The 13,228-nt window shown below is 73.4% G+C and carries 9 protein-coding genes; 3 read left to right on the top strand and 6 right to left on the bottom strand.

The window, feature by feature from the left end:
- The first annotated feature begins 35 nt into the window (after nucleotides 1–35).
- Entirely contained in the window at nucleotides 36–1,298 is a 1,263-nt protein-coding gene (locus tag NGK70_RS21315; RefSeq protein ID WP_251970477.1) for a sensor histidine kinase, read from the top strand.
- 165 nt (nucleotides 1,299–1,463) lie between these two features.
- A complete protein-coding gene (locus NGK70_RS21310) occupies nucleotides 1,464–4,292 on the top strand; it encodes a GspE/PulE family protein (protein ID WP_251970476.1) in 2,829 nt (942 codons plus the stop codon).
- Nucleotides 4,293–4,331: 39 nt separating this feature from the next.
- Here the strand turns inward: NGK70_RS21310 and mutL are convergent, their stop codons facing one another.
- Together mutL and NGK70_RS21300 are read right to left on the bottom strand one after the other, a co-directional pair.
- On the bottom strand, nucleotides 4,332–6,296 hold the full coding sequence (gene mutL, locus NGK70_RS21305; RefSeq protein WP_251970475.1) for a DNA mismatch repair endonuclease MutL: 1,965 nt from the start codon (nucleotides 6,294–6,296) through the stop codon (nucleotides 4,332–4,334).
- Nucleotides 6,297–6,376: 80 nt separating this feature from the next.
- Nucleotides 6,377–7,507: an ABC transporter substrate-binding protein gene (locus tag NGK70_RS21300; RefSeq protein ID WP_251970474.1), complete on the bottom strand. Its 1,131-nt coding sequence runs from the start codon at nucleotides 7,505–7,507 to the stop codon at nucleotides 6,377–6,379.
- Between the two features lie 134 nt (nucleotides 7,508–7,641).
- Between NGK70_RS21300 and NGK70_RS21295 the strand changes: the two genes are divergently transcribed.
- Nucleotides 7,642–8,310 carry a DedA family protein gene (locus tag NGK70_RS21295; protein WP_251970473.1) on the top strand — a complete coding sequence of 223 codons (669 nt, stop codon included), beginning with the start codon at nucleotides 7,642–7,644 and terminating at the stop codon, nucleotides 8,308–8,310.
- Between the two features lie 21 nt (nucleotides 8,311–8,331).
- Here the strand turns inward: NGK70_RS21295 and NGK70_RS21290 are convergent, their stop codons facing one another.
- From NGK70_RS21290 to NGK70_RS21275, 4 genes are all read right to left on the bottom strand, one after another.
- The gene (locus NGK70_RS21290; RefSeq protein WP_251970472.1) at nucleotides 8,332–8,607 is read right to left on the bottom strand and encodes a cytochrome C oxidase subunit IV family protein; all 276 of its coding nucleotides are present in this window, start codon (nucleotides 8,605–8,607) and stop codon (nucleotides 8,332–8,334) included.
- A gap of 11 nt (nucleotides 8,608–8,618) precedes the next feature.
- Nucleotides 8,619–9,245 (bottom strand): cytochrome c oxidase subunit 3, encoded by a 627-nt coding sequence (locus NGK70_RS21285; RefSeq protein ID WP_251970471.1) that lies wholly within the window; start codon nucleotides 9,243–9,245, stop codon nucleotides 8,619–8,621.
- Nucleotides 9,246–9,308: 63 nt separating this feature from the next.
- Nucleotides 9,309–10,964, bottom strand: a complete 1,656-nt coding sequence (locus NGK70_RS21280) for an indolepyruvate oxidoreductase subunit beta family protein (RefSeq protein ID WP_251970470.1) — start codon at nucleotides 10,962–10,964, stop codon at nucleotides 9,309–9,311.
- Between the two features lie 12 nt (nucleotides 10,965–10,976).
- Complete coding sequence (locus NGK70_RS21275) at nucleotides 10,977–13,145, bottom strand: thiamine pyrophosphate-dependent enzyme (RefSeq protein ID WP_251970469.1); 2,169 nt, start codon at nucleotides 13,143–13,145, stop codon at nucleotides 10,977–10,979.
- Nucleotides 13,146–13,228 lie beyond the last annotated feature (83 nt).

The following is a 13,228-nucleotide window of genomic DNA, read 5'->3' as shown; positions in this document are numbered from 1 at the left end:
GGGGCTGACGCGAAGCGGCAGGTTCGGGGGCTGGCATGACCTTGCCCGCGATCGGCCGCCGCCTGGCGCGCTCGCTGCTGGGCTGGTCGCTGGTGTGGAGCCTGGCGGTGGCCGCGGCGGTCTGGCTGGCGGCCAAGGACGAGGCGGTCGAGCTGCTCGACGACACGCTGATGAGCTCGGCCGAGGTGCTGGCCTCGCTCATGGTGGACCTGCCCGCGGCGGTGGCGGCACCGCCGGCGCGGGTGACGGTGGTGACCGATCACGGCTCGGGGCGTTTTGCCTGGCAGGTGGTCGGGCCACAGGGGCAGCTGCTGGTGCGCTCCTCGCTGGCGCCGGCACAGCCCTGGGTGCTGCTGCAGCAGCCGGGCTTCGGGGTTGCGGGGACCTGGCGTCTGTATGCGCTGGCGCTGGGTGCAGGTGGGCGTGTGCTCTACGTCGGGCAGACCTTCGAGGAGCGCTATGAAGCGCAGGCCGACATCGCGCTGAGCGCGGCGCTGGCGGCCCTGGCGCTGGGGCTGCTGGGCCACGTCTGGCTGCGCGCGCGCGTCAGCCACGAGCTCGCGCCGCTGAACCGCCTCAGCCAGCGGCTGAGCGGCTACGACCCCCTGGCGGCAGGGGCCTCGCTGGGGGCTGCCGAGCGCGAGGAGCTGCAGCCGGTGCAGGCGGCGATCGACGAGCTGGCGCGCCGGCTGGCGCGGCGCGTGGCCCATGAGCGGGCCTTCACCGCCCACGCGGCGCATGCCCTGCGCACGCCGCTGGCGGGCATCGACGCCCAGCTCGCCGTGGCGCTGCGCGAGGCGCCGGCCACGCTGCAGCCGCGCCTGCAGCGGGTGCGCGATGCGGCCGGGCGGCTGCAGCGGGTGGTGGCGGCGCTGCTGGCGCTGTTTCGCAGCGGCGTGGAGCTGCAGCCCCAGCCGGTGGACCTGGGGACGCTGCTGGCCCGGCTGCCCGCCGACGGCCTGCAGGTGGAGGTGCCGGCCGGCGCCACCCTGGTGGCCGACCCCGACCTGCTGACCGCCGCCCTGGTGAACCTGCTGGACAACGCGGTGCGCCACGGCGCGCACCGGGTGCGGGTGAGCCTGCCGCGGCCCGGCCAGGTGCGCCTGGAAGACGACGGGCCCGGCGTGCCGGCCGAGCGCCGCATCGCGCTGCAGCAGGCGCTGGATGCCCAGGCCTACGAGGGCCGCATGGGCCTGGGGCTGATGCTGGCCGACATGGTGGCGCGCTCGCACGGCGGGCGGCTGCTGCTGCCGCCCACGGCGGCCGGATTCGCCGCCGAGTTGCACCTGGCGCCCTGACCCGGCTTGGGGGGCTTGGCCGCCGCTGCGGTTCACGGTGGAGTGCGGGGTGTTTCGGCCCCTCATCCGCCCTTGGCGGCCGGTGGCGTTTCCTAGCATCAAAGGGTCGAAGGTCCGGTCCGTGGGGGGCCGCGCCTGCGACGGATTCGAGCGCTGCCGACCACCATGTCCGACCTCTCCCTGCCGCCGCTGACCCTGGTTCCGCTTGACGAGGAACTGCACCGCGCCCAGCCGGGGGCCGCGTCCGCCGGGTCCGGAGCGCGCCTGGAACCCTTTGCCTGGCCCACCCCGCCGCTGGCCGCCTACCCGTCGCCCACCTGCCAGATCGAGCCCGAGCCCTGCGTGGTGGAGAGCCGCACCGGCAGCTTTGTCTCGGGGCTGCTGACGGTGTTCGAGCCGGTCGAGGGCGTGGCGCGCGTGCAGATACCGGGCGAGAAGGCGGCGACGCCGCTGCGCTTCTCCCAGATCCGCCGCCTCACGCTGCAGCGCCCGCTGCGTGCGCTGACGCTGCAGACCGACGCCGACGCGGCGGTCGACCCGGCCCAGGCCCCCGTGCTGACCCACCACCCGGTGCAGCCCTACGAGGTGCTGTTGTTCGGTGGCACGACCTATACCGGCCAGACCGTGACCCACGTCGAGACCGAGGCCGGCCTGTTCCTGTTCGAACCCAAGGACGACCGCGGCTCGGTGGAGCGCCATTTCATCCCGCGCGCACTGATCGAGCGCAGCCAGGTGGGCGAACGCCTGGGCGACCTGCTGGCCGAGGGCGACAGCGAGCGCAGCCGGCAGATCGAGCAGGGCCTGGAGGCGCAGAAGAAGCTGCGCGCGCAGAAGCTGGGCGACATCCTGCTGGCGCGCCAGGTGGTCACCCCCGAGCAGCTGCTGGTGGCGCTGGACAAGCAGGCGCGCATGCCGCTGGTGCGCCTGGGCGAGGCCCTGGTGGCGCTGGGCTTCACCGACGACGAGCAACTGCAGCGCGCCCTGCGCCAGCAGGAGGCGGAGCGCACCCAGCCGCTGGGCGAGGTGCTGGTGCAGCGCGGCCTGGTCAGCCAGGAAGAGGTGCGCGTCGCGCTGGCGCGCAAGATGGGCTACCCGGTGGTGGACGTCACCACCTTCGCCCCCGACGCCGAGGCGCTGCGCCTGGTGCCGCAGGACCTGGCACGCCGCCTGAGCGTCCTGCCGCTGCTGCGCCGGGGCGGGCGCCTGGTGGTGGCGATGGACGACGCCACCCGCGACGACCTGATCAACACCCTCAAGGACGTGGCGCAGTGCGCCGTGCTGCCAGCGCTGGCGGGTGCCGGCGACCTGCAGACGGCCATCGAGCGCGCCTACCGGGACCTGGTGGCGGCCAGTGCTGCCGGTGCGGCGGAGATGCCGGCCTTCCCGGTGCTGACGGCCGAGCTGATCGATACAGCTCGGCCGCCCCGATCGGGTCGCCCGGCGTCGGCCCGCGCCGCGGGCAGGCCCGCTGCGGCGGTCTCGGCGACATCGGCGACATCGCCGGCGTCGGGCCACATGGTCTTCGACCCCACCACCAGCCGGCCGGGCCGCGCGGCGGGCGCCAGCGTGGCCGGCGCGCTCGATGTCGCTGCTGCGCCCAGTGCGCCGGCGCTGGCGGCCGCACTGGCCGATGCCCGTGCACAGCGGGCCGGCGTTGGCGGCAGTGGCCACGGCAGCCACAGTAGTCACAGTGGTCACTCGGGTGGCGGCAGCGAGTTGCGCGGCCGTGCCCGCCTGGAGCGGGCCGACAGCCCGGTGGTGCAGGCCATCGTCAGCCTGGTCAGCGAGGCCCTGGTCAAGGGCGCCAGCAGCATCCACCTGGAATGCCTGCCGGGCGAGGAGGGCGTCCAGGTGCGCCTGCGCCGCGAGGGCCAGCTGGAGACGCTGCCCGCTCTGCCGGCGGCCCTGCGCGGCACCCTGATCCCGCGCATCAAGGCGCTGGCCGAGCTGGACGTCACCGACAACCGGCGCGCCCAGCAGGGGCGGCTGTCCTTCGGCCGCATCGCGCCGGCGCACAAGATCGACCTGCGCATCGCCACCGTGCCCAGCGTGGGGGGGCTGGAGGACCTGGTGATCGGCCTGCCCGCCAGGCTCAAGCCGATGAAGCTTGACGGCCTGGGTTTTTCGACCGACGACCTGGAGCGCTACACCCAGCTGCTCAACCGCCCCGCGGGCCTGATCCTGCACGCCAGCCCGCCGCGCAGCGGCCGCACCACCACGCTGCATGCGGCGCTGGCACACCTGAACCGGCCCGAGCGCCGGCTCTGGTCCATTGAGGAGCGCATCGAACTCAGCCAGCCGGGTCTGCGCCAGATCGAGTTGCGCCCCGGTGGCGGCCAGGACGTGGAGCAGGCCCTGCGGGGACTGCAGCATGCCGATGCCGACGTGATCATGGTGGCCGACCTGCGCGAGCCCGGCGCCGCCCGGGCGGCGGTGGATGCCGCGCTCAATGGCCGGTTGGTGCTGGGGGCGCTGCCCGCGCGCGGCGCGGCGGACGCGTTGATGCGCCTGCTCGACCAGGGCATCGAGCCCTGGAACCTGAGCGATGCCCTGCTGGGCGTGCACAGCCAGCGCCTGGCCCGGCGCCTGTGCAGCAGCTGCCGCATGAGCCGCCCAGCCAAGGACAACGAGGTCAACGAGTGGCTGGACGCCTACCTGCACGGCAGCCCGGTGGAGGATGCCGAGGCCGAACGTGACGCGCTGCTGCGCAGCTGGATCGAGCGCTTCGGCCGCGAAGGCAAGCTGCGCCGCTACCAGAGCCCCGGCTGCGAGCGCTGTGGCAGCAGCAGCCAGGGGCGCTACCGTGCGGTCCATGAGCTGCTGGTGGTCGGGCGCGAGATGCGCCGCCTGCTGCGCGCCGGTGCGCCCGCCTGGAACCTGCAGCGCCAGGCGATGAAGGATGGCATGCGGACCCTGCGCCAGGATGCCTGCGAGAAGATGCTGTCCGGCCAGATCGGGCTGGACGAGGTCCGGCACATCGCGCTGGACATCTGACCGCCCTGGATCGGCCCCCGGCCGATCCGTCCGTGGGGCTCAGCGCCCCCGCAGGAAGAGCTGGTCCAGCTCGCGCAGGCCGATCTGCCGCCAGGTCGGCCGGCCGTGGTTGCACAGGTCGGCGCGCTCGGTGGCCTCCATGTCGCGCAGCAGCGCGTTCATCTCGGGCAGCGTGAGCTGGCGGCTGGCGCGCACCGCGCCGTGGCAGGCCATCGTGGCGAGGATCTCGTCGTGGGCGCGCGCCACCAGGGCCGAACCATCCCGTCCATCCGTCTCCGCCAGCTCGCCCAGTACCGCGCGGGCCAGCGCCACCGGGTCCGCACCGCGCAGGGCCGCCGGCAGGGCGCGCACTGCGAGCACGCCGGGCGACAGCGGTGCCACGTCCAGCCCCAGCTGCGCCAGCACCGCCGCCTGCGCCTCGGCGCAGGCCACCTCGGCCGGCGTGGCGGCGAAAGTGGCCGGGATCAGCAGCGGCTGGGAGGCGAAGGCGCTGCCTTCGGCCGATCCGGCCCCGCTGCGGCTGGCGGCGTACTGCGCCTTGAGCCGCTCGTAGACGATGCGCTCGTGCGCAGCGTGCATGTCGACCACCACCAGCCCGCGGGCGTTCTCGGCCAGGATGTAGATGCCGCCCAGCTGCGCCAGCGCGCGCCCGAGCGGCCACTGGGAGTCGGCCGGTGGCGTCGCGGCATCGGCGGTGGCTGCGGCCATCGACGCGGGCGCCAGGCCCAAGGGCGGGGCGGCGGCGATCGACCAGGCGGGCGCGCCTTCGCGCACCTGCAGCGCCGCGGCCGTCTCCAGGGCCAGCCCGGCCTGGCGCAGCGTGGGGCGCTCGTCGCGCGGCCAGGCCGGCCAGCCAGCGGGGGACGCTGGGGATGTGGGCGACGCGGGCGACGGCACAGCAACGGGCGAGCCGTCTGCGGGGAGATCCGGCGTTGCCGATCCTGCGTCCAGCTCGGCCGTGCGCGGCGGGGCCAGCACGTTCTCGACCGCGTGGCGCAGCGCCTGGTGCACCTCGCGCCCATCGCGAAACCGCACCTCGATCTTGGTCGGGTGCACGTTCACGTCCACCCGCTCGGGGGCGATGCCGATGAAGAGCACCCAGCTCGGCTGGCGGCTGCCGTGCAGCACGTCCTCGTAGGCGCTGCGCACGCCGTGGCCCACCAGGCGGTCGCGCACGTACCGGCCGTTGACGTAGGCGTACTGCGTGTCGGCGCGGGCGCGCGCCAGCTCGGGCAGGCCGACGCGGCCCTCGATCATCAGCGGCCCGGCCTGCCAGGCCACCGCCCGGCTGCCGGTGATGAAGTCCTCGCCCAGCACGTCGCGCAGGCGCTGCTCGGCGCTGGCCGGGCGCCACTGCTCGACCAGCCGGCCCTCGTGCCAGACCGCAAAGCCGCAGTCTGGCCGCGCCAGCGCGTGGCGGCGCACCGCTTCGAGGCAATGTGCCAGCTCGGTGGCGTCGGTCTTCAGGAACTTGCGCCGCGCCGGCGTGGCGAAGAACAGCTCGCGCACCTCCACCGTGGTGCCCACCGCGCGCGCGGCCGGGCTCAGCTCGCCGCTGCGTGCGTCCAGACGCAGCGCATGCGCGGCGTCGGCGGTGCGGCTGGTGACACTGACCTCGGCCACCGAGGCGATGGCGGCCAACGCCTCGCCGCGAAAGCCCATCGTTGCCACGCGCTCCAGCTCGGCCAGCGAGCCGATCTTGCTGGTGGCATGGCGCTTGAGCGCCAGCGGCAGCTCGGCAGCGGGGATGCCGCCGCCGTCGTCCTCCACCACGATGGCGCGCACGCCGCCGGCCGACAGGCGCAGCGTGACCTGGCGGGCGCCCGCGTCCAGGGCGTTGTCGACCAGCTCGCGCACCACCGAGGCGGGGCGCTCCACCACCTCGCCGGCGGCGATCTGGCTGACCAGCTCGTCGGGCAGCTCGCGGATGGCGCGGCGCGGCGGCAGGGCGATGGCAGGCGCGGGGATCGCCAGGTCGGTCTCGGGGAGAAGGAGGTCAGACATCGACCACCATTCTAGGAAGCGGGGCCCACCGCTGCCGCGGCGGGGGTGCTCGCCGGTTCCCGGCGGGCGTTCACAGGTTCTCAGCTGCGCCAGCGCCCGTCCGGCGTGACTTGCACCAGCTCGACGAAGCGCGAGCCCGACAGCTCGCGGCGGCTGAAGTCGACCTCCAGCCCGGCGATCGTCATCTTCAGGCCGTCGAGCACCGCGTGCAGCCGCGCCGGGCTGGTGTCGCGCCCGCAGCGCTGCAGGGCCTCGACCAGCACCTTGGCGCTCAGCCAGCCCTCCACGCCCGGGTAGCCGATCGGCACGCGCGAGGCGGTGGCCTGGCGGCGGAACTCGATCAGCGCGGCGTCGCGGGTGCTCCAGGGATTGGGCATCACCTGCGCGACCGACAGGGCGCGGCCACGCTCGCCCAGGCGCAGGATGTGCTCGTCCTGCGCCACCAGCGACAGGCCATAGCTCGCCGGCTGCTTGCCCAGGGCCTGGGCGGCGTAGAGCACCGGCACGGCCAGCCGTCCGGGCACGGCCAGCAGCAGCGCCTGCGGGCTCAGCGCCAGCAGCTTGCGCGCGGCCTCCTGCGGCACCCCCGCGTCCGCCGTGACGGCGGCCTGGCCCAGCAGTTTCAGCTGGCGGGCGGCGCAGGCGTCGCCCAGCACCCGCAGCAACTCACCGCCTGCCGGCCCCGGCTCGTGCAGGATCGCCACGCTCGTCAGCCCGGCCTCGGCGACGTGGCGGACCAGCGCCTCGGCCTCGCGGGCCAGGCCTGCCCGCAGGAAGTAGGCGATGCGGCTGCCCTCCAGGCGCAGGCTGTCGCTCACCTCCTGCCCGGCCACGGCCGGCACGCCGGACTGCCGCAGCAGCTTCAGCGACGCCAGCGTGCCCTCGTTGCCGGCACAGCCGAACAGCGCGGTGGCCTGCTCGCGCTGCACGAAGCGCCGGGTGGCGGCCAGAGATTCCTCGGCCTGGCCGTGGTCATCCACCGATTCCCAGCGGATGCGCCGGCCCCGGATGCCACCGGCCTGGTTGATCTGGTCGAAGACCAGCCTTGCGCCAGCACTGAATGCCGCCAGCCGGCCGGCCAGCGGCCCGCTCAGCGGGGCGAACTGCCCGAGCACCAGGTCGGGCACCGCGGCGTGGGCGCCCACCGGATGCAGCCACAGGGGGGCGGTGGGGGCCGCGAGGGAGGCGATGAGGAAGGGTCGGCGTTGCATGGCGAGGGGGTTGGCGTGGCGCCGAGTGTGCCCCCTGACCAAGGGGTGTGCTGCCGTGCGGGGCAGTTGGAACCCCGCAACGTGCACGAGTGCTCAGGAAGCCGTCATGGACCGACCCGGATAATCGCGCCCCCATGGACCTGCTGCTTTCCCTGCTCGATTTCGTGCTCCACGTCGACCGCCACCTGATGGCCTTCGTGCAGGCCTACGGCCCGTGGATCTACGCCCTGCTGTTCCTGATCATCTTCGTCGAGACGGGCGTGGTGGTGATGCCCTTCCTGCCAGGTGACTCGCTGCTGTTCGTGGTGGGCGCGATGTGCGGCGTCGGCCTGATGGACCTCTGGCTCTCGCTGGGCCTGCTGTTTGCCGCCGCGGTGGCGGGCAACCAGAGCAACTACACCATCGGCCGCTGGATCGGGCCGAAGGTGTTCCAGTGGGAGGACAGCCGCTGGTTCAACCGCCGCGCCTTCAACCAGGCGCACGAGTTCTACGAGCGCTATGGTGGCGTCACGATCGTGATCGCCCGCTTCATGCCCTTCGTGCGCACCTTCGCGCCCTTCGTGGCCGGCGTGGCGCAGATGACGCGGCGCAAGTTCACCTTCTTCGACGTCACCGGCGGCGCGCTCTGGGTGGGTGGCATCGTCACCGCCGGCTACCTCTTCGGCAACATCCCCTGGGTGAAGTCGAACCTGGAGAAGATCATCTGGGCGCTGATCGTGGTGCCCGGCCTGCTGGCGATGTTCGGCGCCTGGCGCGCGCGCCGCAAGGAAGCGCAGCAACTCGCCGCCGCACAGGGGCGCTGATCCCGGGAACCCGGGCCGGGGTCAGCGCGCCAGCTCGTGCAGCGCGCTGGCCAGCAGCCCCAGCGGCGCCAGTGCCGCAAAGCCCTGGATGAGGCGACGGAACACCGGCGTGGCGCGGTGCAGTTCCAGGTACTCACGCAGCAGCAACTGGGCCTTGACCCAGGCGATGGCGGCCACCGCGGCGGTCATCCAGAAGCGCGTGCCGCCGTCATGCGCCACCCCGGCGGCGGCCACGCTCAGCCCGGTCAGCGCCATCAGGGCCCACCAGGCCAGGGTCGTCGTGCTGGGGCGATGCATGGCCGGGCTCCTCAGGCAAACGCGTAAAAGAGGCTGAAGATCATCAGCCAGACCAGGTCGGTGGCGTGCCAGTAGACGGCCAGCGACTCCAGGCCGCGGCAGTCCTCGGCCGAGTAGGCCCCGGTGCGCAGCCGCACCCAGCCCCAGGCCATGCCCAGCAGGCCCCAGCTGGAGTGCACGAAGTGGTTGATCGTCAGGTAGTAGTACACGACCACGAAGATGCCGGCCCCGGCGTCCAGCCCCTGGCCCTGGTTCCAGTGCCACTCGGCCAGCTTGATGGCGGGGTAGGCCAGCCCGACGGCGAGTGCCAGCAGCAGCCAGCGCTGCGCCGCCACGCGCCGGCCCTCGCGCATGGCGCGCAGCATGCGGGTGAGCAGGTAGCCGCTGGTCACCATCACCAGCGTGATCAGCACGCCGCCCAGCGTCCACAGCCGCGCCGCCCCGGTCTGGAAGTCCTGCGGGTGGAACCAGCGCGAGCTGAAGTAGATGGTGAAGAACACCGCGAACTCGATGAACTCCAGGCAGATCGCCACCCACATCGCCCGGTGGCCGGGCAGGGTCGGCGCAGCCGGCCGTGCGGCGGCGGGTGCCGAGGCGGGGGCCGGGGTGGGGGGGTCAGGCAGCGTCAGCGTGGCCATGGGCGGATCATCCTTCGCCCGCGGCCGACCCTGCCGGCAACGTCGTGTCGGAGTTATCCCAGATCAAGAACCGGCTGCGCTCCCCGGCACGTGCCCCTGCGCAGCCGCCTGCACCGCAGCCTGCACGCCCGGACGGCGGCGCACGAAGCGGATCGGCTGCTCGCGCAGCGGCCGGGGGGCGGCACCCATGCTGACCAGCGCCTGGTCCAGCGCCCGGCCGGCGTCGTCGGCCAGTGCCGCCTGGCGGGCCCGGGCGATGGCGTCAGCGCGTTCGTCGTCGCCGGCAAAGGGCACCTGCCGCGCCAGCTGGTCGAGCACATGCAGCAGCGCCGCCTTGCCGCGCTCGTTGGTGCTGCCGTAGCCCTTGATCAGCCGCCCGCAGAGCGCAACCTCGTGGCCGCTGGCCCAGTGGCGGCGCGTCAGGTCCACCACACCCGCCAGCCAGTGCTCGATCAGCGCCTGCTCCTGCGCAAAGCGCTGGCCGCGAGGGCGCAGTGAGCGCATCGCGCCGAGCGTGCGCAGCGCCAGCGCGCCGCGCAGCGTGTGCGTGCCCAGCGTCAGCTTGAACGACCAGGGGGCGAGGCCGCGGCGCTGGCGGCGCTCGTCCCAGCGCTGCAGCGCACCGGCCAGCGGCGCGCTCAGCAGGCCGGCGATCTCGGGGATGCCCGGCTTGAAATGATCGAACACCTTCAGCACGTCGCCGTTCCCCGCGCGCGCCTCGGCACGGATGCGCGCCAGCCGCGCGGCGCGCAGCTTCAGGTCGGCCACGCGCACGATGTCGTCGAAGGCCATCCACAGCGCCAGCCAGCGCGCCATCTCGCGGGTGGTGGCCCAGGACTGCGCCGCGTGCGGGTCGGCCTCGCGCTCGGCCGCCAGCACGCGCTCCAGCCGGTCGGCGTACACGCTGGCGTAGTCCGCATCCTGGTACTCGACCAGCCGGGCATGGCCCAGCGCGAGCATCGGGTGCACGGCGGCCGGGAAGCGGCAGGCCAGCTCCGGCGGCAGCAGGGGCGGCGCCGGCACGCCCGGTGCCGCAGCGATGACCTTGCGCAGCGCCTCGCCCTGTTCGCGCTGGCGCTGCACCTGCTCGTAGGCGGCGGCAAAGCCGCGCCGGCTGGCCTCGGCGGTGCGGCCTCCGGTGCCGATGGCGGCCTCGTACAGCGCGCGCGCAAAGGGCAGCACCCCGCTGGCGGCCACCGCACCGAGCATCACCGCGCTGACGATGGTGCCGGCCTCCCGCGTGAGCGCGGCCATGTCGAGCAGGTGCTGCTCGCGGCTGTGCTGGCGCAGCACGGCCACCAGCCGGTCGCTGTCGAGCCGGCCATCGCCCAGCGGCATGCGCTCGGCGGTGGTCAGTGCGCGGGCGCGGCTGCTGATGACCTGGCTGCGCTCGGCCGAGGTCACCCCCAGGCTGACCTGGCGGGCCGTCTCCAGCAGCTCGGAGGAGACCAGCAGGTCCACCTGACCCGGCACCGGGTAGAGGCTGAACACCGGCCGGCGGCCGGTGGGGGCGGCGGGGTCGGGGGGCCGGGGCGCGAACTCCAGGTAGTAGGTGGTGGCGCCGGTGCGCTGCGCTACGCCGGGGATCGAGGTGCTCTGCACCGCATGGCCGGCGCGCTGCGCCACCTCCACCAGCCAGTCGGCCAGCACGCCACCGCCTTCGCCGCCCAGGGCGCAGAGCAGCAGGGTGATCGGGTGGTTCGTCGTGTCGATGTTCATCTTGGGGCCTCCTCAGGCGCTGCGCAGCAACCGGCCGACGATCGCCTGGCGCAGGGACGCCACCAGCCGCTCGTGCCAGGCCGGGTTCTGGATCACCTCGGCCTTGTAGAAGCTGGGGCAGAGCGTGGCGGCGTGGGCGTTGGCGCCGCACAGGCCGCAGCCGACGCAGCCGTCCAGCACCGTGGCGACGGGGTCCACCTTCAGCGGGTCCGGGTTGTCCTTCAGGCTGAGCGTCGGGCAGCCGGACAGCCGGATGCAGGCGTGGTCGCCGCTGCAGACATCCTCGTCCACGCCGAAGCGGCTGCGCACCACCCGCGCGCCGCGCTGCAGCAGGCCGGCGATCCAGGGCTTGATGCGGCGCTGGCGTTCCAGCTGGCACTCGCCCTCGGCGACGATGACCTTCAGCCCGCCCTGCGCGGTGGTGAAGGCCTCGATCAGCGTGTCGCGCATCGCGCCGACCTCGTAGCTGTGCAAGCTGCGCAGCCAGGTCACGCCCAGGCCGCGCAGCGTCTCCTCGATGGTGCGGTTGCGGTCGACCAGGCTCTGGTGCTTGTCGGCCGCCGCCGCCTTGATCTCCTCGTCGGGCGTGGAGATGATGTCCTGCGTACCGGTGGCCGAGGTGTAGCCGTTCTTCATGATCAGCAGCACCACGTCGTCGCCGTTGAACAGCGCGCTCTGCACGCCGGTGACCAGGCCGTTGTGCCAGAAGCCGCCGTCGCCGACGATGGCCAGCGTGCGCCGCGCCATCAGCGGCGCGACGCCCGCGGTGCTCGCCAGGCTCATGCCGTAGCCGAGGATGGAGTGGCCCGACGAGAAGGGCTCGAAGGTCGCAAAGGCGTGGCAGCCGATGTCCGCGGCGATGTGCACCCGGCCGACCTCCTGCTGCGCCAGCTTCAGCGCCGAGAACACCGGCCGTTCCGGGCAGCCGATGCAGAAGGCCGGCGGGCGCGGCGGCAGCGGCGCGCCCAGCGCCTGCGCCGCCTGCTCGCGGCGCTGGCGGTTGCCGGCCAGCCAGGCGGTGGCGGCGCTGGCGTCATGGCGCGGCAGGTAGCGCGCCACGAAGGGCGCCAGCCCCTGCGCGATCACCTCCACCGTGTACTCGCCGCCGTTGGGCAGCCCTTCGCTGCCTGTTCCTTTGCCGTGCAGCGGGGTCTGCAGGTCCTGCCGGCGCAGCAGCGTGGCCAGCTCCTGCTCGATGTACTCCGGCTGGCCCTCCTCCAGCAGCAGCACGCCGCGCTTGTCGCGGCAGAAGTCGAGCAGCTCGTCGTGCACCAGCGGGTAGGTGACGTTGAGCACGTGGATCGGGATCTCGCTGTCGCCGTACGCATTGGCCAGGCCGAACTGCTGCAGCGCGCGGATCGCCGCGTTGTACAGGCCGCCCTGCACGATGATCCCCAGGTCGGCGTGGGTGCCCGCAAAGGTCTCGTTCAGCCGGTGCTCGGTGATGTAGCGCCGCGCGGCGGGAATGCGCTGCTCCCCCTTGAGCTTCTCGTGGCGGAAGGTCACCGGCGGGTGGGCCAGGCGCATGTAGTCGAAGGCGGCTGGCTCGGCCTGCAGCGCGCGGGTGGAGATGGCCGGCGCGCGGTTGTCCCGGCACTCGAAGCTGCCCTGCACGTGGCAGGCGCGGATGCGCAGCTCCAGGATCGCCGGCATGTTCGACGCCTCGGACAGCGCGAAGCCGTGCTCCACCATTTCCACCATGCGCGCCAGGTCCGGCCGCGGGTCGAGCAGCAGCATGCAGCTCTTCATCGCGAAGGCGTGGGTGCGCTCCTGGATCACGCTGGCGCCCTCGCCGTAGTCCTCGCCGACGACGATCAGCGCGCCGCCGGTCACACCGGGCGAGGCCAGGTTCGACAGCGCATCGCTGGCCACGTTGGTGCCGACGATCGACTTCCAGGTCACCGCGCCGCGCACCGGGTAGTGGATCGACGCGCCCAGCATCGCCGCGGCCGAGGCCTCGTTCGAGCAGGCCTGCACGTGCACGCCCAGCTCGTCCAGGTAGGGGCGCGCCTGCACCATCACGTCCAGCAGGTGGGAGATCGGCGCGCCCTGGTAGCCGCCGACGTAGGACACGCCACTCTGCAGCAGCGCCTTGGTGATCGCCAGGATGCCCTCGCCATGGAAGGTGCTGCCCGCGCCCTGGCGCAGCTTCTCGATCTCGCGGCTGAATGACACTTCCATCGCCGGTCTCCTCTGTCTGGTCCGGCCTGCAGTGTCGGCTTCCCTTATTCAGTCGGCAATAGAATGAGGCGACTAAGTAATAT

The sequence above is a fragment of the Sphaerotilus microaerophilus genome, assembly GCF_023734135.1.
In the GTDB taxonomy this organism is placed as follows: domain Bacteria; phylum Pseudomonadota; class Gammaproteobacteria; order Burkholderiales; family Burkholderiaceae_C; genus Sphaerotilus; species Sphaerotilus microaerophilus.
This window is presented reverse-complemented; position numbering and strand designations above follow the sequence as displayed.